17 protein-coding genes and 2 tRNA genes are annotated in these 22,666 nt (G+C 34.2%); 7 read left to right on the top strand and 12 right to left on the bottom strand.

The genetic code is table 11. From position 1 onward, the window contains the following. Positions 1 to 37: 37 nt before the first annotated feature. Together PQ463_RS19680 and PQ463_RS19675 are read right to left on the bottom strand one after the other, a co-directional pair. A complete protein-coding gene (locus PQ463_RS19680) occupies positions 38 to 1,930 on the bottom strand; it encodes a P-loop NTPase fold protein (RefSeq protein ID WP_274255129.1) in 1,893 nt (630 codons plus the stop codon). 273 nt (positions 1,931 to 2,203) lie between these two features. Then, positions 2,204 to 2,443 carry a hypothetical protein gene (locus PQ463_RS19675; protein ID WP_274255128.1) on the bottom strand — a complete coding sequence of 80 codons (240 nt, stop codon included), beginning with the start codon at positions 2,441 to 2,443 and terminating at the stop codon, positions 2,204 to 2,206. A gap of 86 nt (positions 2,444 to 2,529) precedes the next feature. Between PQ463_RS19675 and PQ463_RS19670 the strand changes: the two genes are divergently transcribed. Beyond that, positions 2,530 to 2,760: a helix-turn-helix domain-containing protein gene (locus PQ463_RS19670; protein WP_274255127.1), complete on the top strand. Its 231-nt coding sequence runs from the start codon at positions 2,530 to 2,532 to the stop codon at positions 2,758 to 2,760. A 377-nt stretch (positions 2,761 to 3,137) separates the two neighbouring features. Here the strand turns inward: PQ463_RS19670 and PQ463_RS19665 are convergent, their stop codons facing one another. The 9 genes from PQ463_RS19665 to PQ463_RS19625 form a co-directional block, all read right to left on the bottom strand. Next, positions 3,138 to 3,803: an HAD family hydrolase gene (locus PQ463_RS19665; RefSeq protein WP_274255126.1), complete on the bottom strand. Its 666-nt coding sequence runs from the start codon at positions 3,801 to 3,803 to the stop codon at positions 3,138 to 3,140. Positions 3,804 to 4,126: 323 nt separating this feature from the next. Beyond that, positions 4,127 to 5,710: an MFS transporter gene (locus tag PQ463_RS19660; protein WP_274255125.1), complete on the bottom strand. Its 1,584-nt coding sequence runs from the start codon at positions 5,708 to 5,710 to the stop codon at positions 4,127 to 4,129. A gap of 1 nt (position 5,711) precedes the next feature. Next, positions 5,712 to 6,761, bottom strand: a complete 1,050-nt coding sequence (locus PQ463_RS19655) for an HlyD family secretion protein (protein WP_274255124.1) — start codon at positions 6,759 to 6,761, stop codon at positions 5,712 to 5,714. A gap of 118 nt (positions 6,762 to 6,879) precedes the next feature. Next, positions 6,880 to 8,172 carry a TolC family protein gene (locus tag PQ463_RS19650; RefSeq protein WP_274255123.1) on the bottom strand — a complete coding sequence of 431 codons (1,293 nt, stop codon included), beginning with the start codon at positions 8,170 to 8,172 and terminating at the stop codon, positions 6,880 to 6,882. Positions 8,173 to 8,507: 335 nt separating this feature from the next. Beyond that, entirely contained in the window at positions 8,508 to 9,329 is an 822-nt protein-coding gene (locus PQ463_RS19645; RefSeq protein WP_274255122.1) for a helix-turn-helix domain-containing protein, read from the bottom strand. A 307-nt stretch (positions 9,330 to 9,636) separates the two neighbouring features. Further along, a tRNA-Asp gene (locus tag PQ463_RS19640) sits at positions 9,637 to 9,710 on the bottom strand. Positions 9,711 to 10,279: 569 nt separating this feature from the next. After that, positions 10,280 to 10,353 (bottom strand) — tRNA-Asp (locus tag PQ463_RS19635). An 86-nt stretch (positions 10,354 to 10,439) separates the two neighbouring features. Next, complete coding sequence (locus tag PQ463_RS19630) at positions 10,440 to 11,366, bottom strand: DUF58 domain-containing protein (RefSeq protein WP_274255121.1); 927 nt, start codon at positions 11,364 to 11,366, stop codon at positions 10,440 to 10,442. Beyond that, positions 11,363 to 13,930: a M1 family aminopeptidase gene (locus PQ463_RS19625; RefSeq protein WP_274255120.1), complete on the bottom strand. Its 2,568-nt coding sequence runs from the start codon at positions 13,928 to 13,930 to the stop codon at positions 11,363 to 11,365. The genes PQ463_RS19630 and PQ463_RS19625 overlap by 4 nt, the downstream gene beginning before the upstream one ends. Positions 13,931 to 14,087: 157 nt before the next feature. Between PQ463_RS19625 and PQ463_RS19620 the strand changes: the two genes are divergently transcribed. The 5 genes from PQ463_RS19620 to PQ463_RS19600 all read left to right on the top strand — a co-directional run bounded on the left by PQ463_RS19620 (position 14,088) and on the right by PQ463_RS19600 (position 19,294). Further along, entirely contained in the window at positions 14,088 to 14,438 is a 351-nt protein-coding gene (locus tag PQ463_RS19620) for a hypothetical protein (protein ID WP_274255119.1), read from the top strand. Between the two features lie 465 nt (positions 14,439 to 14,903). After that, complete coding sequence (locus PQ463_RS19615) at positions 14,904 to 15,335, top strand: DUF4625 domain-containing protein (RefSeq protein ID WP_274255118.1); 432 nt, start codon at positions 14,904 to 14,906, stop codon at positions 15,333 to 15,335. Then, positions 15,332 to 15,802 carry a DUF4625 domain-containing protein gene (locus tag PQ463_RS19610; RefSeq protein WP_274255117.1) on the top strand — a complete coding sequence of 157 codons (471 nt, stop codon included), beginning with the start codon at positions 15,332 to 15,334 and terminating at the stop codon, positions 15,800 to 15,802. The genes PQ463_RS19615 and PQ463_RS19610 overlap by 4 nt, the downstream gene beginning before the upstream one ends. 10 nt (positions 15,803 to 15,812) lie before the next feature. Continuing rightward, positions 15,813 to 18,020 carry a TonB-dependent receptor gene (locus PQ463_RS19605; protein ID WP_274255116.1) on the top strand — a complete coding sequence of 736 codons (2,208 nt, stop codon included), beginning with the start codon at positions 15,813 to 15,815 and terminating at the stop codon, positions 18,018 to 18,020. Between the two features lie 50 nt (positions 18,021 to 18,070). Beyond that, a complete protein-coding gene (locus tag PQ463_RS19600) occupies positions 18,071 to 19,294 on the top strand; it encodes a hypothetical protein (protein WP_274255115.1) in 1,224 nt (407 codons plus the stop codon). A 238-nt stretch (positions 19,295 to 19,532) separates the two neighbouring features. Here the strand turns inward: PQ463_RS19600 and trxA are convergent, their stop codons facing one another. Continuing rightward, positions 19,533 to 19,850, bottom strand: coding sequence for a thioredoxin (gene trxA, locus PQ463_RS19595; RefSeq protein WP_008466289.1), 318 nt, complete (start codon positions 19,848 to 19,850; stop codon positions 19,533 to 19,535). A 231-nt stretch (positions 19,851 to 20,081) separates the two neighbouring features. Between trxA and PQ463_RS19590 the strand changes: the two genes are divergently transcribed. Continuing rightward, the gene (locus PQ463_RS19590; protein ID WP_274255114.1) at positions 20,082 to 22,553 is read left to right on the top strand and encodes an AsmA family protein; all 2,472 of its coding nucleotides are present in this window, start codon (positions 20,082 to 20,084) and stop codon (positions 22,551 to 22,553) included. The last annotated feature ends 113 nt before the right edge of the window (positions 22,554 to 22,666 follow it).

Raw genomic sequence — 22,666 nt, 5'->3', positions numbered from 1 at the left:
TTTTTATAATATATCTATTTACCACGTAATCAACATATTATTCTTCGCCCTGGAAATTACTCAATGAATAAGAAATCTTGTTCAATAAAATTTTATATGCCTCCACATCCATTTTTGGAGTTTTTTTGCTATTAATGACACCTTCGATTTTAATCTGCAATTGCATTAAAAAATCTTTTTCCGGGTTTAAATTTGTACTGAAATGTCTTGAAAATCTTCTAGAAAATAAGTGAGCCAAATGTATTAAATCAGTATTTTTCATCTTTTTTAAACATTTAATAAATTTGCTAAAACTAATATTGTCAAAAAACGGACTATACTTAAATTCATTTTCATTATCTTCAAACTTAATAGAAAAATTTCGGTAATCGCTTTCAAATAAATTAAAGAGCTCCTCAGCACTGGTCTTTTTATCGATATTTCTTAAATTCTCATTTTTCGTAATGCAATAATTCATCACATCTACAACATCCTGATAACAATACACTTCTGGTGAGACAGATATATAAAATTCTAAATCTGCAACAAACCTTACTGAATTTTTATTTATTCCTTTTTGAAAACGTTTTTTTAGCTTAAAAAGATCAAAACTTAATTTATTTTCAAATCTAATACAAAAGCTAAATATGGTCGTATACTGTTCTATATCATATTCTCCTTTATCCACATATTTCAACATTTCAAAAGTTAAATTTTTATATTCTTTAAAACTTAAATCTATAAAGTTCCAATATTTTAATTCCTCAAAGATTTGTTGATGCCTTGGAATCTCATTGTTTGAAAATTTATATATCTCTTTAATATCTGATAATAGATTATCAGAAACTAAATACTCTAAGCCGACGATATGATTAAATATAGATTTAAAATAAAGATTTTGGTATTTACCAAGATCTAAATACTTTTCTCTAAATTCATCTTTAAATATCTTAGGTTTAGATTCAGAAGTATTGGCTTTTAATGCAAATCCTTTAGGTTCATCAAATATTATTATCCTTCTATAAAAATCAGGGATTTCTGAAGCATTTTGAGCATTAATTCGTCCTTGTTTATATTCAATCGTTATTGGTAATGAAAAATTTAAAACTGATTCAAACAAATCGTCTTTAATACCTTTTAATTCTTCATTTTTCAAAATTAAATCTCCCAGCTTAAAAAAAATCGTTTTAAAATGCTCAAAGAAAAACACAAGATTTCTCAAATTATGTTTATTCAATCCAATCACCTTAGTAATGTTTTCTTTTTTATTTTTCAAAAAATTATAGTAATCGACATAAGCAGAATTATTATATTTTGTCTCAATAACATCATCATAAATCAACGATACATTAGTCTTAAAATTAAAAGTAATACCGATAACTTTCTCTCTTAATATTGAGTAATTATCGCTATTCTCAATATTGGCTTCTTTTCTTAACTCATCCTCATTCGCTATAAGCATAACTTTTGCATTTGAGTTCTCAACTAAATTATTTATGAATCCAAAAATTTCTTTTAATTGAAGAGTTTCGCTTTTCCTATCAATATCATCAATACAAATAAAAATCTTGTTAAAACTTAAAATATTTTTACTTATAACATCAGAATCTGATAACATATTTGTAAAATCAGTTCCTGCCCAAGCTTTTAATGCAGAAGTTAAAAACCCGGAAGCCATTTTCATTCCCTTGCTTTTCAAAAAAGGATATAACTCTGCTAATATTTGACTTTGCAATTCTTCTATAGTCTTAATCCCAAATAATGAAATCAAAACAGGCTTATAAAACTCTATATCCTCATTATTAGGAATTTCAATTTCACTTACAATTGGAAACAATTCGTTTTTAACATAAAACGTTTTACCAATTCCGTAATCTCCATTTATAATAATTGCATAATTTGTATCTGATTTTAAATATTGCTCAATGTTTTTGGTAATATCTTTATTCATTTGCAAGAGAGTTTAAATTACCCAAATATAAATAATAATTTTAAAGCTCATTTACCTTCTTCTCGAATGAAATCATGACTTTAACAGGAATAAACACTTTCTCTGACAATACATCCTCCTATCATCCACCTTGACGAAAGGAGTTCTTCAGCATCACCAACAGGTTGTCAAACTATAAAAAAAATTGCGGAAATCACTCTGGAATTTTTTGTCGGTTTTGCTTTTGGTTTCTCCTTTCGTCGAAATGAAGATATTTTAAAACGTTATTTTCTCTTATTCAACTTCCAGATACGGATGTAAAATTTCGGCTAATTCATTCAGCCAATAAAAACCTTTTTCTAAGTTTTCTCTTTGAGCATAGACATATCCTCTTTCTTCATCTTTCATTACAACTAATGCAATTGCATAATTTAATTGCCGAATTGCTTTTGCCAAATCTTTAGCATCAATAACATTATTAAAAAAATCTAAGAGTCTTTTTTCTGTTTCTTTCGAAAGATCATTTGTAGCCATTGTCTTATTTTTTATTTAAAGCAAATATAATAATTTGTAGGCATGTATGCTATCGAAAGCGAAATAAATCTTTCCACTTTTGAAATATGAACATTTCAGAAGAAAATTATATTGTTAATCTAGGCATTCACATTAGACAATTACGTGAAAAGAAAGACTTATCGCAGCAAGATTTAGCTGATGATTCTGGCATGACTAAATCTCAAATAGCAAGAATAGAAACTGCTAAAATTAATACTTCAATAAAAACTCTCGTAAAAATTGCAAAAGGTTTAGATATTGAACCTAAAGAGTTGCTTGATTTTCCTTTGAAATAATAATTCGGCTAAAGCCTTTTTCTTTTAAAACATAAAAAAAACCTCCAGCTAAAGCAGGAGGCAATTCATTTAACTTTCTTATTCCATAAAGCATATCCGTCTAGTTTGTCATTTCGAGGAACGAGACTCGAGCGATAGCGAATAGGCGAAGCAAATCTTCGCAAGAAACTCGACAAAGATTAGCTTTTCGTTACGGAGCTACTTGTGGAGATTTCTCCTTTCGTCGAAATGACAATACTTTGTGGTTGTTTTGAAGAAAATCCTTAAAATCTTAATAATCTGTGGCTAAAAAAAACTTTGCGCCTCTGCGACTTTGCGAGAGATTCATAAGTATAAAAATTAATCTCGCAAAGACGCTAAGTCGCAAAGTTTGAAATTTATTTTTTGGGATTTAATATCTCTATTATCTTATCGACATTAATCTCGCTATAATCATAAATATAAAAATCACATGGCGGAAGCTGTTCTTTTGTATGTGTACTCAAAACTCCAACGACTTTCATTCCGGCATTTAATCCCGCTGTAATTCCCGAAAAAGAATCTTCAAAAACCACACAATCCGACGGAGAAACTCCAACGCGTTCTGCCGATTTTAAATATACTTCTGGATTTGGTTTATGAAACGTAACATCTTCTGATGACATCATCGAATCCATTTTTTCTCCTAGTTTCAAAGCGTTTGCAATCAAATCCAAGTTCGCACGCGGCGCCGATGTGGCAACAGCAGTTTTGAAACCGCGAGATTTTAATTCGTTTAAAAAATCCATATAATGCGGAATCGTTTCGACTTTGTCTTTGTAGATCTCACGAAACATTCCTTCTTTTTCATCTTCAAGTCTGATCAATTCTTCTCCCGCAATCGGACGTTTGAAGAAATGCGTCATGATATAACTATTGTGTTTTCCGTACATATGTTCTTCAAATTCTTCTCGCGTGTACGGAATATTATATTTATCGAAAAACTTTTCAAAAGCGATCACATGATGCGGATTGGTGTGCGAAATCACGCCGTCCATATCAAAAATTACACATTGCTGGCTCATAATTTTGTTTTGTTGTTTTTAACCGTTGCAAGATAAGTTATTCCGCAGAGTTGCACGGAGATTTTTCGCAGAGATTCGCTAAGAGTTTTTTTTAATCTCGCAAAGTCGCGAAGTCGCAAAGTTTTTTTGTTTCACGCAGATTTTAAAAAGATTTAAGCAGAAAAGCGCAGATTATTTATTTTTAAAAATCTCAAAAATTAAATCTGCCAAAATCTGCTGAATCTGCGTGAAACAAAAATCCTTTTAATCTTTATAATCTATGGCTTTAAAATAAACCTTTGCACCTTTTGGAATTTGGAATTTAAAAAATTGGAATTTGCTTTCTAGCCGATCCAAATCTTACTTTTAACCAAAGTCATCGTCTGTCTCAAATGCTGATTACACGCAATAAGAATAATCAAAACCAACAAACCATAACCCACAATGGTATAAATCTCCATATCGGCCAATAAAGTCGATTGTTTTGTAATGCTTCCAAAAATCTTTTTCATAGCTAAAACATTCGCATTATCTGCCGAATATCCTTTGGCAATAAAACTCTGCGTTGCGTTTGCAATGTTTTGCTGTGCTTCGGGATTTTCGTCCGTTACAAACTGACTAAGTTTCAAAAAGTGCTTTTTGTTTAAAAATACTGTTGCATTCTGCATGACGCAAAAACCAATCGTACTTCCCCAGAAACGCCCAGAAACGCCGACAATTCCTGAAGAAACCGCCATATTTGCAGGAACCGAAGAAGTGGTAAATAAAATCAACGGAACAAATAACAATCCAACTCCGATGCCCTGCAAAAAGTACGGAACAATAATATCTGATAAAGCCACATCGGGCACAAAAAGAAACGTAAACCAAAAGTGATACAAGGCAATTAGCGAAAAGCCAATCAGGAAAATGATTTTCGTTGAAAGCGATTTCATCAAGAAAAAAGCCGCCAAAACCAATCCGATAATATTTCCGAGTCCGTTAATGTATTGCACGCCCGCAACTCGAGACGGATCCCAATTCCAAATCGAATACATCGCCGAATGGCAAAGACTCAACGTTGCCCTGCTGATGTAAAACAGGAAGAACAATAAAAACCCAATTCGAAGATTGGCGTATTTAAAAACTTCAAAATCAAAAGTTGGCCTTTTGACCAAAAGCTCTTTAAAGATGAACAAACCTCCTGTAACAAGTGCCATAATAAGCATTAAAACCATTTGAGAAGATTCGAACCAATATTTTTTCTCGGCATACACAAAAAAGTAGGCACCGCAAAGAATAGCTGTTAAAACCAAAAAATAGCTCATCCAGTCGATTTGATACAACGGGATTTTCTTTGTTGTTCGGTGCCCACGAAAAGTAACCAAGATTAAAAAGACATTTAAAACCTGCAGTCCGCCCGAAACATACAGCATGTATTTCCAGTCGTAATGATCCAGAAACCAAACCGCAATATTCATAATAAAAGGCGTTGACAGCAGTAGAGAACCATAATAAAAGGAAAAACCAATTATAATGGCATTTTTAGAATCAAACTGCTCAATAAGCAATTGTCTGATGGTAATGGCAGGAAGCGCCATTAAGATTCCTTCGGCAACTCTCAGCAATAGAAAAACCGCAAAATTATCGACATAACCCGACGTCACAATCGTAACTCCAATTAAGGAATAAACGCCCATGAGGTAATTTTTGGCGGGGAAAAAACTCGAAAATCGGCTTTCTATAAGAATTGTAGCCAGCAGAGTTCCGTACGTTACGCACATCGCGTACTGCAAATCTTCGGGCTCGATGTCCAGAAAACTTGCCGCATACGTTACGTTTGACGTATAAACTCCCAATAAAATCATGGAATGCAAGAGACAAACAAACAAAATCGTAATGATTGCCCATTTTGGAACCCATGATTTAAAAATACTTTTATCTTCCATTTTAGTGTGCTGCGATCACAGTAATATTCATTCCCGCTCTTAAAAAGTCGGCTTGTTTGTCGCTGTCCTTCAACTGAATTCTAACCGGAATTCTTTGTTCGATTTTTACGAAGTTACCCGTTGCATTATCTGGAGGAAGCAATGAAAATCTTGCCCCGCTCGCTGGCGATAAAGAGGCAATTGTACCAACAAAAGTTTTATCGCTCAAAGCATCGGCTTTTATTTCAACATCTTGCCCAACGGTTAAATATTGCAATTGCGTTTCTTTAAAATTGGCCGTAATCCATTTTTCTTTACTTACAATTGACAATAGAGACTGGCCTTCTTTTACCAATTGTCCTGGCTGTAAAGTTCGTTTTCCAACCCAACCATCATAAGGCGCTGTAATTATGGTGTACGAAAGAAATAATGCAGCATTATCTGCAACAGCTTGTTTGGAAGCAATATTGGTTTGCGTTGTCGGAACATTTGCTTCGGCAACAGAAGTACTCAAAGCAGACGAATGGATTCTATTTTTCATTTCCTGAAAATGTGCCTGAGCCGACTCGTAATCCGCCTTTACTTTCTCTAATTGCTGAGAAGTAGCCGCTTCCTCGCTTACCAAAGCTTTGTATCTTTCGTATTCTAATTTAGTTTTCCAAAGATTCGATTTTGCGGCTTCTAATTGCGCTTCGTTAATTGCTGTTGCACTTGCAGTATTTATAGCATTTTTCTGCGCCACAACGCTGTTTTGCTGCGCGTTTTGAACATCGGCAAGAGCCACATTCAATTTTGATTTATATTCACGATTGTCAATCACAACCAAAGTATCTCCTTTATGCACAAACTGATTTTCGTTAAAACGAACTTCCTGCACATAACCCGTAATACGCGACATAATTGGAGTTACATATTGCTCAACCTGAGCATCATTGGTTTCTTCGTGATTTCTGTTGAACACATAAAACCAAATTCCTAAAATAACACCACTTATAACAAGCGTACAAGCAATAATTGTTATTAGTATATGAAACGTTTTATTTCTTCTAGTTTCATTTTTTATCTTAACCATATCTCTTTAATCTCTTTACTTAGTTCTTTTCTAAAATGTCTTTTTTCTTGCTTCTTGCTTCTATCAAGTCTTTCTTCTTGCTTCTTTCCTCTAAGGCTTTAGCCTAATCTCTCACCATCTAGCTCTGCGGAAGCATTCCGGCCGTATGAAGCAGTTCGTAATGTTTTAAAACCGCATCCAGTCGTGTAGAAATTTTGTTGTATTTCGCCTGAAGCAAAGCATTATCGGCGTCAACCATTTCGGTAATTAAAACCAATTGATTTAAGTATTTCAGCTTTACAATGCGGTAATTTTCGTCAGCCAAATCCAATGCTTTGTCCACAACAACAAACTTTTCAAGAATTTCCTGATACTGTGTATGCTCTTTATAAAGCTTATCTTGAATTTCCTCTTTTACAATTTCATTCTGCATTTCCTGCCATTTGATTTTGGTGTTCGCCTGCTCCATTTTGGTTTTATTTTTATATAAAGACGAAAGATCAAAAGTAGCTTCAATACCAACCTGTCCTAAAGTATACAGATACGGATTGGGCGGAAAGAATTTATAGTTTGGATAATAAAAACCGTAATTCCCAAAGAAGTGAACACTTGGTAAATAATTTCCTTTTACCATTTTGAGTTCGGTTTTACTGATATTCAGCTCCTGACTAGCAATACGCATTTCTTCGTTTTGCAAAGCTTTATTCATATAAAAATCATACGGATCTAAGCCATTCATTTCGTCCAAACTCGATGTTGTGTCAATCGCAATTTCTTCGTTTTCTGGAATCTGGATCAGCGTTTTCAGATCGTGAAGTGCGATTTTAATGTTTTTGGAGTTAGTTAACGCATTCAATTCGCGATCTGAAAGCTGTAATTCGGCACGAATAACTTCGTTTTTCGTAACCGTTCCATGTTTTTGAAGCGATTGCACTTCTTTCAATCGGCTTTTCTCTTCTTTAATGTTTTCTTCGAATATTTTCTGAAGTTCCATCATTTTATAAATTGCCAGATAGTTTGCAACAACTTCTAGTTCAATATCATTTTCTGTTTTTTCCGATTTTATTTTCGCAATTTCGTTTTCCTGATTCGCAATTTTAATCGCGTTATTAATCTTGTTTCCAACGTAAATTGGCATTTTAAAAGTTGAATTTACCTCGTAGATTTCAGGAATTGCAGGCGTAACTTCTTTATCTTTTAAGAAACCACTTCCTTTAAATTCTGTAATGTTGGTAATTCTAGAGTACATTCCGTTAAGTTGTACATCTGGCAATCTAAGTTCTTTTCTTTCTTTGATGTTTTGCTCAGCGAGCGTAATCTCCAGTTGAGATTTAAGGATTTTCTTGTTGTTTTCCTTCGCCAGTTTCATCGCTTCTTGTAAAGAAACCGTATGAACTTCCTGAGCATGTAAACTATTGAATACTAAAACCATTAGTAAAATCAATAGGCTTCTGGGAAAACAATCTTCTTTAGAGTTTGTTTTTGTAAGGAACATGAATATTTGAATAATTTATGCTGCAAAGTTCCTTCATTTTTTCCTTGGCTGATGATTCTAAAAAGTCAATAACATATTCATTTCGGACAAATGTTAAAGTCGTGTTTTCCGAAAACGTTATATTAAAACACTGAAAAACAATTTATTACAAAATAGATTTTGATTGTGATTATTTTTTAATTTCTCTCGCAGATTTGGCAGATCAAGCAGATAATTAATGAATTAAAGCAAGAATCTGCACAATCTGCCAAATCTGCGAGAGAAAAAACAAATCATTTTCTTTCCAAAATCTCTTCTCCGTTTAAATAATCAGAAGGTCTTTGGCCTAAAATCTTAAAAAAAGTGTTACTAAAGGTTGGAACACTATTATAACCAACTTCTTGAGCTACCTCCTTTACCGAAAGCTTTCTTTCTAATAACAATTCGATTGCTTTAAGAATTCTTCGAATGGTATAATATTGAATAAAAGACATCTTGAGATCTTTCTGAAATAAGCGATACAGAGAGCGTTCACTAAAGCCAAATTCATGCGCCACATCAGCAAAGAGAATTGTTTCACCCAAATTATTTTCAATATATCGAAGAATTTTTCCCAATCGTTTATCTTTAGGCTGAGGAAGTTCTAGAGGTAAATTGGTATGACATATCTGCGGAAGAATCGCTTTTATGGCTTTTGCAATGACAAAACTCGGACTTCCCTTTTTCAAATCTCCATTCCACTGGTTGGTAAACATCATCATTTGAAGCAAGAGATTATTTACTGGATAAATACCCTCTATTTTATAGAATTCGTCCTCATCTTTTTCAACCGGAAAATACAAATTTCGCATCATCACATGTTCCGACTTTGGTTCGATACTATGCTCAACTCCTGCAGGAATCCAGATAAAATGTCTTGCAGGTAAAAAATATGATTTTGTTTCAGTTGTTACAAAAACTACATCGCCTTCTGCATATAGCATTTGCGCTTTTTTATGTTTATGTGTTGGAACAAGCAATTCTCCCATTATATTATGATGACAGTAAATGCTTTTTTTATCGGCATCTACTTTATGGAGATAATATTTGTCTACTTTGAATGTTGATTGTTCCATAATATAAAGATAGGAAAGAAATAAACTCCAAATTTTTAAATTCCAAATTCCAAAACTGGAACATAAAAATATTTAACCGCAAAGACACAAGGAAAAAGCGCAAAGTTCGCAAAGCTTTGCACTTAAAATTTTTAGCCACAGATTAAAAGGATTACAAGGATTTTAAAAATCTGTGTTAATCTTTATAATCTGTGGCTAAAAAAACTTTGCGAACTTTGCGTAAATTTTAGCGTCTTTGCGGTTAAACCTAGCAAAGTTTATATAAAAAAAATGCCTCTCGTAATGAGAGGCATTTTACAAACTTAGGCGGTCTGGACGGGACTCGAACCCGCGACCCCATGCGTGACAGGCATGTATTCTAACCAACTGAACTACCAAACCCTGCGTTATTGCGAGTGCAAAAATACAACAGATTTTCGTTTCTGCAAGCGTTTTTTCAAATAAAATTTAGACATTTTTTTAATTGGTTAAATTCCAATATTTTAAAAATTCAAGTTTTAATTAAAAAGTAGGAACTTTCTTTTACTTAACCGCAAAGAACGCAAGGTTAAAAGCAGAATCCCAATAACTATTGGAGCAAAGCTTTATTAAACTATAGCTTTGCGACTTTGCATTCTTTAAAAAATATCTTTGTGAACTTTGCGTATTCTTGGCGCTCTTTGCGGTAAAATCTTTCTGGAATTACGTGTGTGATTTCTCCCTTCGGTCGAAATGACAAACTGTACGATAAAATTGGAATTTGGAGTTTTTCCCGAAGTTTCGGGTTTGGAATTTACCTTTACAAAAGGTCTTAAATCAAAAAAGCCATCCACAAAAGTGGAAAGCTTTTCATTGGTCTAACTACTAAACCAGCTACGAGTTACAAAGTCGTAGCAAAACAACACAACTAATCTTAGATACCGTATTTGGGCAAAAAAGCCTTTCTGTTAAGAAAGGCTTCCCCAATATTGCGGTCTGGACGGGACTCGAACCCGCGACCCCATGCGTGACAGGCATGTATTCTAACCAACTGAACTACCAAACCTCTGCGTTATTGCGGTTGCAAAGATATAACAGAATTTCGTTTCTGCAAGTGTTTTTGTAAAAAAAATGAAATTATTTTTTAAATTATTATCCAAAGTTTTGTTTTTCAACCAAATATGTAGTCAATATTTTTTCAAAATTATCACCCACATTTACCGAAACGTACTTAATTTGGTTCTTTGCGCAAGTTAAAGCCAAGTTTTTAAAATAAGCTTCTACCCTTTTTTCATATTGCTCTTTTACATTATCAGCAAAAATCGAAACCTCTTCTCCTGATTCTAAGTCGATAAACTTTCTGGGTGTGTTATCGAAATCAAACTTCAATTCGGTTTCATTATCAACGACATGAAATAAAACTACTTTGTGTTTGTTGTGTTTTAGATGTTGTAATGCATTAAATAGTTTCTCATCGTCTTCGGTCTGAAACATATCGGTAAACAAAATAATCATCGAACGGCGGTGCATTTTCTCAGCAATCTGATGCAAATAGGTAATCGTATCGGTCGTTTTTTTGACTTTTGGCTGAACCAATAATTCTTCCAGTTTGTTCAAAAGCATTCTATGATGGCGATCACTTCCTTTCTCGGGAGCGTAATATTCGTATTTATCCGAGAAAACACTCAAACCAACGGCATCGCGCTGTTTCTTTAAAATATTCATTAAAACCGCCGAAGCCAAAACCGCAAAACCAATCTTCTTTTCATAAAAAGGCTGATTCGATTTTAATTCTGGATAATGCATTGACGACGAATTATCAACGATCAGATGACAACGCAAATTGGTTTCTTCCTCAAAGCGTTTCGTATACAAACGATCCGTTTTGGCAAACAATTTCCAGTCGATATGTTTAGTGCTTTCTCCAGCGTTATAGACTTTGTGTTCAGCAAATTCGGCCGAAAATCCATGAAACGGACTCTTGTGCATTCCCGATATAAAACCTTCCACAATCTGATTCGCCAGCATTTCGAGATGCTGAAAACTGGAGACTTTTTCTATTTCCGATTCGATTTTCATTCGGTTTCTTTTTTAATATTTTGCGCTTTATAAAGCAAATCTGTTGCCTGAAACAATTTGCGTTTCAAGATTGGACTAAAATTAGGGTTTTCTTTTAAGAATCGCTGTACTTCATCAAAAGCAAATTTCGATGAATATTTCCCAACGGTATTATCCAGCCAATCTTTCGGAAAGAAAATATCTCCTGTTCGCTGAATTTCATCAACCAAATCTAATGAAAATCTAATATATTTCTGCGCACTTTCCTGACGAAGCGGATGATGAATATTTGCCAATCCAACCGAAACCCACGATTCTTTCTCTCGGTTTGCATCGTCTTTTAACGATTCCATAAAAGCATTTCGAACCGATTCATCTTTCGATAAAGACGGAAGCAAGAATTCAAAACGCTTTTGTTTGTCCGGATTTGTAAACGAAATTCTGGTTTTCTCCAAAATTTCATCGGCTTTTGGATGTTTGAAAATCGCTAAATTCATCGCCATATTGGTGTAATCATCTTCGTTTAGTTTCAAATTCGGAATAGAAATTTCTCTGTTCCAAACTTTATACAAACTGGCTTTTGCCGAATCAGAATAAGCAATCGAACTAAATAATCCGAATAATGTCTTTTTAATATTAGACGATAAATTGGCTTGTAAACGTTCATATAAAACACCTTCAAGTTTTTTCTGAACTTTATTCTCTTGTTTTTCGGTAAAAAATCTCCAGTAAATTGTATTCAGACTATTTGAGGCAATTCGCAAAACCAATTCATTTTGCTCTGTTTGAATTCCCTTTAAAAAACAATCAAAAGCTCTTTCTGGAGAAACATTGCCAATCAAAGTATTTTCATAAAGATTACTATAACTAGAAGCTCTAGCCATTTCATCTTTTAAGTCAGCAATATAATTTAAATTATTCCCGTCAAGCGGAAAAACTCCGTATCCAAAACCATTATAATTGTAAACAATCGCAAGCGGTTTTTCAATTCCTATAGCTTCTTTTACAACAGTATTTTTGTCATTAATATTGATTGATAAAACTTTTACCTCTTTAGCATAAACTAAACCTATCTGAAAAACCTGAGGCCAAATATTATCCGATTTATCTTCTGCTTTTTGCTGAATTTCAAAACTTTTGATTCGGTTTTTAGCATCATATTCTATTTGATCCGTAAAAATCGCTCTTCCAGATTTGTTAACCCAAACCTCGCTCCATTTTTTCATATCAAGTGGAGTTTCAGCATCGAGAAGTTCCACGAGATTATTCCAGTCAGCATTGTCATTGGCGTATTTCTGAATGTATTTTTGAATTCCTTTCTGAAACGTTTCTTTTCCCATTGAAGCTTCCAACTGACGCATCATAATAGGCGCTTTGTTGTAAATAATAGCTCCGTAAAGCGAACCAGCATCTTTCAAATTCGCCAAATGCTGCTTGATCGGATGTGTTCCTAAAGATCGGTCTTCCGCGAAAGCGCTAGGATAATGCGCCGTAAAAAATTGCAGATTATGATTGACTTTTGGAAAAATTGGATTCATGATTTTATCGGCCATGAAGTTGGCAAAAACCTCTTTCATCCAAACGTCATCAAACCATTTCATGGTTACCAAATCGCCAAACCACATGTGTGAGGTTTCGTGTGCGATGAGTTTTGCACGGTTTAATTTTTCACTGTCGGTTGCGCTATTGTCCAAAAACAAAGTTGATTCTCTGTATTGAATTGCTCCTACATGCTCCATTCCGCCATACTGAAAAACAGGAATTGAAGCAAAATCCAACTTCTGAAACGGAAATTTACGATCGGTATATTTTTCTAAGAAATCCAAAGATTGTTGATGCAAATTGAAAATAGTATCAGCGCTTACGCGAAATTTCTCCGGACTGTTTTCACGATACAGCATCGTCATTTCTAAACCTGGCTTTTGTGTCGCGCTTTTGAATTTTCCTGCAACGAAAGAAAATAAATACGTGCTCATTTTGTCCGATTCTCCAAAAGTATAAATTGCAAAATCTCTTTTTTCTGACTTCTCTACTACATCGGCTCCAGCCAAAACCGACCATTCTTTGGGCACAGAAAGATTCAATTTATAAGTCGCTTTTAAATCAGGCTGATCAAAACAAGGAAATAAAGTACTGGCGCGATCTGGAACTAATAAAGTATATAAGAAATCGTCATTTCTATTTAATGACAAATTACCCGCAATAAATGAAATGGAAACTGTATTTTTTCCTAAAATCAAAGCAGAAACCGGAATTGTAATATGTCCGTTTTCGTGAACAATAGAAAGTTTTTTTCCGTTTGCTTCAACCGTTTTTATATTGGAAGTTTTCTCTTTAAAATCTAAAATTAACGGCTGACTTAAATCAGATAAACTCAAATTTACTATCAAATTAGAGCTTATATCTTCTGCTTTCTGATTCGGAATTTCGAAAAACAAAGTGTATTGAAGATCTGAAATCTGTTTTTTACGAAAATTTGCCAGCTGTTCAGAAACGCCGTTTTCAAATAATTCATTTGCTTTTGACTGAGAAAAACTATTGAAAATCAAGATAAAAAAACAAAGAAGGCTGTAGAAAATTTTCATTTTTAAGGAATATAAGATTTGCTAAAATTAACAAAAGCATTGATTTTTCGCAAACAATTACTGCAACAACATTGCATTTAAGGATAAGATTTCTATATTTGCAACACTATTGCATTAAACAGCATAAAAAACCTCATCTAGAAGTTAATCTTCACGAATGAAAAAGAAACTTAAATTTATAAATCTCTTGATGCCTTTGATTGTATTGTTCGCAATACTTTTTCCGGCCGTCCATTCGTATGAGCATATTTTGGATACTCATTCGTCAAAAGAGAAATTAGAGTTTTCTGTTTCCGAAAAACCACAATTTAAAGCCAAATTGCATTCGTTTCATAAATGTTCGATTTGTGATTTTAAGTTTAGTGCAGTTGGGACATTTGAAATTAATGTTTTTCAGTTTTTCAAGAATAATCCTGTTGCAAAACACATTGTTTTTTACAGCAAACCGCATTTTGCTTTTTTTAAGGGCGCTCTTTTCTCACTTCGAGCCCCGCCTTTTACACTTTAATATTTTTTGTGCTCTGTTTTGCTTTGGCAATTCGGCTATTTACATGTTTTAATGATTTCAAAATCTTGAATCATTAAATAGCGATTTCATTCATTTAAGCAATTAAACAAGTATTGATATTGATATTGTCATTGATATTGTCATTGACATTATTATTGTTTTCCGCTTTTTCCGCACAAAAAAATCAACTTTTTATCGATTAACACATTCGAACTAAATCCAAATTTCGGTCTTAGTTACGGCTGTACTGTTTTAAGCATTTGTTTGTTCTCGCAAAGTCGCGAAGACACAGAGTTTAGGACAATTTTCTTTGTGTCTTCGCGACTTTGCGAGAGCTAAATCAAAGAAAACCTTAAAGAAAAAACCTTAACCTAATGTCTTTAGCTAGAAAAGCTTAAAAGCATTTACAACCTCTTTTATAACCCAAATACCCTTTATAAAATGATCAAAATCAAATCAGAAAAAATGAAAACAACAAAACTTATTCTGGTTTCGCTCTTTGTCGCAATGGCTTTTACAAGCTGCAGTAATGACGATTCAGAAGAAAAACAGGCAATTCCAACTATTGACAAAATCGAGCTGGGTCTTAGCAACAGCGAAACAGCAACTATTGGCGCAGATTTCCATTTTAATGCAGAAGTAACTGCTGTTGATAAAATCGAAAATGTACAAGTAAAAATTCTACAAAAAAGTACCGAAACATACTCGAAAGTCTGGTCGCACGAAATTACGTGGACACAATATGCGGGCGCAAAAAACGCAACAGTTCACAAACATTTTGATATTCCAGAAGATGCTGTAGCAGGAAAATACAACTTCATCATTATCGTAAACGATCAAAACGGAAGCAAGCTAGAAGCGAAGAAAAACTTAACCATTATAAATCAAAAAATATGAAAAAATTAAAGCTTTTAATGGCCATTTTGGCGCTTACTTTTATTTCATCCTGCTCCAGCGACAAAGCCGAAATTGACAGCGAATATCCCATAATTGATATCACTGGAGCAAATGCTTTTCCGATTCAATGCAGCACGATCGAACGCGGAAAAACCTTCACTTTTAAAGCCACTTTTAATGACAATGTCGCTTTGGGTTCTTACAGCCTCGATATTCATCACAATTTTGATCATCATACACACAGTACAGAAGTTACAACTTGTGAAATGGAAGCGGTAAAAAGTCCTGTAAAACCAATGCTTTTTATAAACAATTACACCATTCCAAATGGTGTGAAAAGTTACGAAGCAACAGCACAAATCACTATTCCTGCAGATGTTGATCCCGGAGATTATCATTTTATGATTCGCTTGACGGATAAAGAAGGCTGGCAGACGCTGAAAGGTTTAAGTATTAAAATTTTATAAGATCAGATTAATGAAGAATGCCCTATCCATGTATTGGAAATATTATTTTTTACTCCTCAGTTTATTAATTACGGCAGAAGCCTTTTCTCAGAATAAGCCTTCAGAAAAGAAACCAGAAATCAAGGAACTTGACGAAGTTTTAATCAACAACAATACTGTTCAGAAACGCAAAAAAGAAGAATCGCTGAATGTTGAAACGGTAAACAATAGTTTTATTCAACGTAATCTTGGCGGGAGTTTGATGCAGTCTTTGCAGAAATTGCCTGGCGTTAAAACTATTTCAATTGGTTCTGGAGGTTCTAAACCGCTTATTCGTGGTTTGAGTTTCAATCAGGTTATTGTGGTTGAGAACGGTTTGAAACACGAAGGCCAACAATGGGGCGCAGATCATGGATTGGAAATCGATCAATATGCTGTAAATCGGGTAGAAATTATAAAAGGTCCTTCTTCATTTATTTACGGATCTGATGCTGTTGGCGGTGCGGTAAATATTAAACCTTTACCTCTTCCGTTGCAAAACACTTTTGGCGGAAGCGTTGATATCACTGGAAAAAGCAACAATGCGCAATTTGGAAGTTCTATTAATTTATTTGGAAGAAACAAAAACTGGTTCTTTGATTCTCGAGTTACCACAATGGATTACGGCGATTATCGCGTTCCGACCGATGTGGTTCATGTGTATAGTTATGCTGTTCCGTTATACAAAAATCATTTGCGAAATACGGCTGGGAAAGAACTCGATTTTCATTTGAGTTCGGGTTATTCGGGAGAACGTTTTAAATCGGTTTTCTATTTCAGTAACGTGCATACCAAAAGCGGATTTTTCGCGAATGCGCACGGGCTCGAACCTCGAAATGTAGATCTGGAATTGCACGACAAATCGAGCCGTGATATTTTAATGCCGTATCAGCAAGTCAATCATTTAAAGGTTAGCAATACGACTTCTTTTCAGTTGGGAAATCATGCTTTTGAGACACAGATTGGTTTTCAGAATAACTTTAGAAGAGAATATAGCCATTATGTCAATCACGGTTATATGCCTCCAATTTACCCTGAGGACATGTACGCTCCACAAGATTTGGAACGTCAATATGATAAAGATGTCTGGTCATTTTCTGCTAAAGATGAATTCAGAATTCAAAATCATCAAATTACGGTTGGTTCGAATGCAGTTTTTCAGCAAAATGAAATTGGCGGATGGAGCTTTTTGATTCCATCTTTCACGCAATTTAACGCTGGTTTATTTGCTTATGATAAAATTGAACTGAACGAAAAATGGTTTTTAAACGGCGCTGTTCGTTACGATTACGGAAAAATAAAAATGAAATCATACTACGATTGGTTTCAAAGTCCTGTTTCAGAAAACAATCAAACAGAATTGAAATATTTACAGCGTTCTCAAGATTTGACCAAAACTTTTGACAGTTTTACATGGTCGATTGGAGCCAATTACAATCCTGGAAAGCTTTCGCTGAAGGCCAATTTGGGCTCGAGTTTTAGAATGCCAATTGCCAAAGAACTGGCTTCAAATGGTGTAAATTATCATTATTTCAGATTCGAAAAAGGAAATCCGAATCTGGATGCAGAACGTTCGTATCAATTGGATTTAGGTGTGGAATGGAATCAGCAAAACTTCTCTTTTCAACTGACTCCGTTTGTGAACTATTTTCCAAATTTCATTTATCTCAATCCAACCTCAGCTCATGATATTTATTATGGCGCAGGAAATCAGGTTTTTGAATATGAGCAGAGTAAAGTCTTTCGCTATGGCGCAGAATTTCAAACAAGATATTATTTCCTAAAATCCTTAAGTGCAGAAATTGGTGCCGAATATCTTTATTCTGAACAAAAATCAGGAAGTAAAAAAGGCTATACACTTCCGTTTTCTCCGCCACCTTCTGTTTTATTCGGATTGAATTATGAACCTCAAATCCCTTTTTTAAAAGAACCTTATTTTTCTGTTGATTATCGTTTTACGGCACAGCAAAACAATATCGTTCCACCTGAGAAAAAAACGGCTGAAAGTCATGTTTTTAATGTGGCTTTTGGCTCAAAAATTAAAACAGGAAAACAGGATATCACCCTCAATATTCAGATCCAAAATTTATTTAATACAAGATATTTAAATCACACCAGCTTTTATCGACTTATCGAACTTCCAGAAGCGGGACGAAACATTATTGTTTCTATGAAGATTCCGTTTTCGTTTTTGCGATAAGCAAACCATTCAAAACTCAATTAATTACAAATTTTAAATCCTTTATTACAATGAAAAACAAGTTTTACAAACTGCTATTTTTATTTGCTTTATCGCTTTTTGCGGTTTCATGTAGCAACGACGATGACAACCATGACGATCATGATCACGATCACGACACTTCGGAAGAACATACATTTGTTCGAGTTTTACTTTCTGACGAAAAAACTACGGAGTTAACGCTTTTTGATCCGCATGAAGATAAGATCAGTTCTTTTATGGCAAAATTTGCTAAAGCCTCTTTGTACACTACAGAATCTGGACGTTATGCAGGAATTGTTCACAGAGACAATAATTTCGTAGAAACTTTCGACAGCGGATTGGAATTACACGGCGATCACATTGATGTTGATGATGTTCCAAAATTTGGAGTTTTAGCGACAAGCGCATTAAAACCAACACATTTTAAAAGTAAAATTGGAGAAATCTTAACTTTTAATGACGGCGATGGAACACTTTCTGTTGGTAAAGAAGCAGATGTAAACAAAGCTGGTTCAACGTTCAAAACGATAAGTGCAGGTTTATTGGCACATCACGGTGCAATGGCTACTTTTACAAACGGAACTTATGCAATTACCGTAAAAGACAATTCGGCAACAGGGACACTTCCAGAAAAAGTAAAAATTATTGACAATACCGGAAAAACGCTTTTTGATGCTAAAATTGCGACAAAAGGAATTCACGGAAATGCTTCAGACGGTGTTTATGCTGTTTTCGGTTCGTCAAGCGGAATTTTGGTTGTAGAAAGCAACGGAAACCAAAAACTAATCGATCATCCAGCAGATTTTGGAACAGCTTGGTTCGGGAGTATTTTAGAAACAGCTTCAGCAGGGAAATTCATTGGGTATACGGCTGCAAAAGGCGCTTATTTAATTGATGTTGCAGCTAATACTGTAAAACCAATTATTGCCAACACAACCATTATGCAATGCAAAACGAGTTACGATCGTAAAAAACTGGCTGTTTTATTGCATTCTGGAGAGCTTAAACTTTACGATATCAGTAGTTTACAAGCTATAAAAGAAACTAAAGCAACTTCAGAAACGGCTACAGATGCTACACTAAAACCTCAAATGGCAGTTACAGATCGTTTTGCTTATATTACTTCGCCAACAACGGGAGAATTAATACAAGTAAACCTTTCTACATTGGCAATCAAAAAAACAAAAGTGTCTAGCACGCCTTATATGATTACGGTTTTAGGTTATGAAAACAGTGAAACGCACAGCCACTAATTGATTTTAGAGCAACTTTTTCAATTATTCTAACACATAGAAACATAGCTTATCTTTGAGCGTAGAGGCGTTTCACTTATTTAAAACCACATAAGCTATATGTAAAAACTAGTTTTCTCTAAACTCTTTTATGAACATAAAATCTATGTTTCTATGTGTTTAAAAAACTTAACATATAAAAAAATAAAAAAGGTTTGACTCTCGTCAAACCTCTTTTATATAATATTGCAATCTAAGATTACAATAAAGCGTCTAAACTATCTGCGTAGGCTTGTTTCGGAGCTACTCCTACTTGTTTTCCTACTACTTCACCATTTTGAAACACCAAAACGGTTGGTATGTTACGCACACCATATTTTGCAGCAAATTCTTGGTTAGCATCTACATCTACTTTACCAACAACTACTTTACCAGCGTACTCTTCGCTTAATTGGTCAATGATTGGACCAACCATTCTACAAGGACCACACCATGCTGCCCAAAAATCTACCATTACTGGTTTATCTGATTTTAAAACTACTTCATCAAAAGTAGCATCTGTTATTGCTAATGCCATAATATATTAAGATTAAAATTAGGTTCGAAATATTAACTTTCAAACTACAGTACAAATTTAAAAATTTAAAATAAATCAAACACCATTACTAAATTAGTTTTCGTTATAAATGTATTATCATTAATTATAAGCTAGATAACTTTAAAATTACAATTTATTTACCTGAAAATCAAACTAATAAAAAGTTAATGTTTTTTGTAGTATCTTTAATACATTCAAAATTCGGCGACTATGAAAGAAGCTTTATCCAAAACCAAAACCTTTCTGCAATCTGATTCTTTTAAAAAATATGCCAAACGTTTTGGATATTTTATCTTGGGCTTAATTGCCATTCTTTTGCTCGCTTGCGGAGGTTTGTCGATATATTTTAATCGAAATAAAGCCGAAATTATTGCTAAAGTCAATACCAAAATCAACGAAAACATAAATGGTAAATTCCACATTAGAGATTTTCATTATAAGTTTCTTACTGGTTTCCCAAACTTTACATTGGCACTTAATGATGTCGAAATAAAAGACAATCAATGGCAGAGCCACAAACATACTTTACTGAGAGCAAAAGAAATCGAAGCGCGTTTGAATATTTTGAGTTTGTTGCAACACGAAATCAACATTCATAAAATCTTAATCAACGACGCCGATATTTATATTTATAAAGCCGAAAACGGTTATTCTAATGCTAATATTTTTAAACCCAAAAAGAAGAAACCAAAAACCGATAAAGAGAAACCCGAAACGACTATTGACGAAGTAAACCTCAACGATGTCCATGTTATTATAGACAATCATCTGGGGCATAAACTGTTTGATTTTGATGTGGCGAGTTTAGAATCTAAAGTAAATTATGGCGACAACAACTGGCAGACTAATCTATATTTGAAAACCAAAATTAATAGTCTAGCCTTTAATACCGTTCACGGAAGTTTTGCTAAAGAGAAAGTTCTAGAAGGCAATTTTGACATTTCGTATGCCGAAGCCAATCAGAAAATAGATATTAAAACCAAAGGACTAAAAATTGGTTCTGACGTTTTTGATATTATCGCTTTCTTCAATATCGGAAAAAACAATTCGCTTTTCGGAATCAATATCGGGACGGATATTTTATGGCGAAATGCTTCCAATTTATTATCGGCAAACATCAGTTCGAAGCTTAACCAATTCGACATCAAAAAACCGATTAAGGTAAACTGCGACATCAAAGGCGATTTGAATGTTGAAGGCGATCCTAAAATTGTGGTGCAGGCCGACATTCGCGATAACGAAGTAAGCATTCCTGACGGTTTGTTTACCAATTGCAGTTTTAAAGGAATTTTTACTAACACTTTTAAGCCTGAAAAGGAATCCAGCGATCCGAACTCGGCTATTATTCTGAACAATTTTAAAGCCGAATACGAAAGTATTCCGTTGACAATTGCGCAAGCCGTAATTAACAATCTTGAAAAACCAATTGCTACAGGAGTTGTAAATTCTGACTTTGATATTTCGAAACTGAACGGGTTGATGAATGAAAAAATTATTCATTTTGAAAGCGGTCACGCCAAAGCCAATTTGAAATTTCAATTTGACATTGTCGATTTGTACATCAATAAACCCAAATTTACGGGAGATGTTGATATTGCTGATGCTACATTCGATTATCTTCCGAAAAGAATTCATGCCGAAAAAACGGCTGTACAATTGTCCTTTACGCAAGAAGCGCTTTACATTAAAAAAATAGCCTACAAACACAAAAAGAACATTATCCGTATTGACGGAAAAATTGATAATTTCTTGAATCTCTATTACGATGCACCCGAAAAAATGGTCGTAAACTGGAATATTTACTGTCCAAATATTGATGTAAAACAGTTTTTAGGTGTTCTGCAAAATTCTCCAAAACAAAAAGTGGCGGAGAAAAAACCAGTGAAAAAGAATGTCAATTTTACAAATCAGTTACGATCTGTAATCGAAAAATGCGCTGCTGTAATTAATCTCAAAGCAGATAAAATCACATATGGCGCGCTTACTGCAACCAATACTCAAGCCACAATCCAGATGCTAAATTCTAAAATACTGCTAAAAAACGGAACATTAAATACTTCTGGCGGCAGCATAAACTTTAGCGGTTCTGTCGAACCAAGCGGAAATCGTTATGTCTTTACTTCAAACGCGCAGGTAAACCGAGTTGATATTGCCAGTTTCTTAAGATCTTTCAACAATTTCGGAATCAAATCTTTTAGTCCGAAAAACATTCGCGGCCGATTAACCAGCAATGCCAATGTTGCGGGTTTAATGAGCAGTACAGGCGATTTGATTGTCAATTCTATGAAAGGAAAACTAGATTTTAATGTCAATCAAGGTGCCTTAATCAATTTTGAACCGATTATGAAAGTTGGCAAATTTGCTTTTCCGTTTCGTGATGTAGAGAATATTACTTTTAGTGATTTATCGGGTTCGTTTAATCTTCGCGGCGAGCAAATCGATATCCATAAATTGACTATAAGTTCGAGCGTTCTCAACCTAGATGCAGAAGGCGTTTATTCTTTCGGTCGAGGCACGAATCTCGCCCTCACAGTTCCGCTAAGAAATTCTAAAAACGACGCCAAACTCGCCACCAAAGAAGAACGAAAAGCCGTTCGAGAACGCGGTATTGTCCTGCATTTGATTGCTTATGATAATGAAGGAAAAATGAAGGTTAAATGGGGGAAGAAGGATAAAGGGTAGAAAAAATCTATTTCTAAAAAAAATGTGTGTTGTCTTATTTAAATGATCTTTAGCGAATTAAAAAAATAAACACTTTTTGTTCCAATTTATAACAAAAAAACAATCTTAATTTG

Origin of the sequence: Flavobacterium sp. KACC 22763, assembly GCF_028736155.1 — a bacterium.
In the GTDB taxonomy this organism is placed as follows: Bacteria; Bacteroidota; Bacteroidia; order Flavobacteriales; family Flavobacteriaceae; genus Flavobacterium.
The sequence above is the reverse complement of the archived record's forward strand: the minus strand, read 5'-3'. Positions and strand labels throughout refer to the sequence as shown.

Bases quoted from the DNA above. Each gene is read 5' to 3' on its own strand.
- PQ463_RS19680 (WP_274255129.1), bottom strand. From the start codon at position 1,930: ATGAATAAAGATATTACCAAAAACATTGAGCAATATTTAAAATCAGAT.
- PQ463_RS19675 (WP_274255128.1), bottom strand. From the start codon at position 2,443: ATGGCTACAAATGATCTTTCGAAAGAAACAGAAAAAAGACTCTTAGAT.
- PQ463_RS19625 (WP_274255120.1), bottom strand. From the start codon at position 13,930: ATGAAAATTTTCTACAGCCTTCTTTGTTTTTTTATCTTGATTTTCAAT.
- PQ463_RS19645 (WP_274255122.1), bottom strand. From the start codon at position 9,329: ATGGAACAATCAACATTCAAAGTAGACAAATATTATCTCCATAAAGTA.
- trxA (WP_008466289.1), bottom strand. From the start codon at position 19,850: ATGGCATTAGCAATAACAGATGCTACTTTTGATGAAGTAGTTTTAAAA.
- PQ463_RS19600 (WP_274255115.1), top strand. From the start codon at position 18,071: ATGAAAAACAAGTTTTACAAACTGCTATTTTTATTTGCTTTATCGCTT.
- PQ463_RS19610 (WP_274255117.1), top strand. From the start codon at position 15,332: ATGAAAAAATTAAAGCTTTTAATGGCCATTTTGGCGCTTACTTTTATT.
- PQ463_RS19590 (WP_274255114.1), top strand. From the start codon at position 20,082: ATGAAAGAAGCTTTATCCAAAACCAAAACCTTTCTGCAATCTGATTCT.
- PQ463_RS19620 (WP_274255119.1), top strand. From the start codon at position 14,088: ATGAAAAAGAAACTTAAATTTATAAATCTCTTGATGCCTTTGATTGTA.
- PQ463_RS19605 (WP_274255116.1), top strand. From the start codon at position 15,813: ATGAAGAATGCCCTATCCATGTATTGGAAATATTATTTTTTACTCCTC.
- PQ463_RS19650 (WP_274255123.1), bottom strand. From the start codon at position 8,172: ATGGTTTTAGTATTCAATAGTTTACATGCTCAGGAAGTTCATACGGTT.
- PQ463_RS19665 (WP_274255126.1), bottom strand. From the start codon at position 3,803: ATGAGCCAGCAATGTGTAATTTTTGATATGGACGGCGTGATTTCGCAC.
- PQ463_RS19630 (WP_274255121.1), bottom strand. From the start codon at position 11,366: ATGAAAATCGAATCGGAAATAGAAAAAGTCTCCAGTTTTCAGCATCTC.
- PQ463_RS19655 (WP_274255124.1), bottom strand. From the start codon at position 6,761: ATGGTTAAGATAAAAAATGAAACTAGAAGAAATAAAACGTTTCATATA.
- PQ463_RS19615 (WP_274255118.1), top strand. From the start codon at position 14,904: ATGAAAACAACAAAACTTATTCTGGTTTCGCTCTTTGTCGCAATGGCT.
- PQ463_RS19660 (WP_274255125.1), bottom strand. From the start codon at position 5,710: ATGGAAGATAAAAGTATTTTTAAATCATGGGTTCCAAAATGGGCAATC.
- PQ463_RS19670 (WP_274255127.1), top strand. From the start codon at position 2,530: ATGAACATTTCAGAAGAAAATTATATTGTTAATCTAGGCATTCACATT.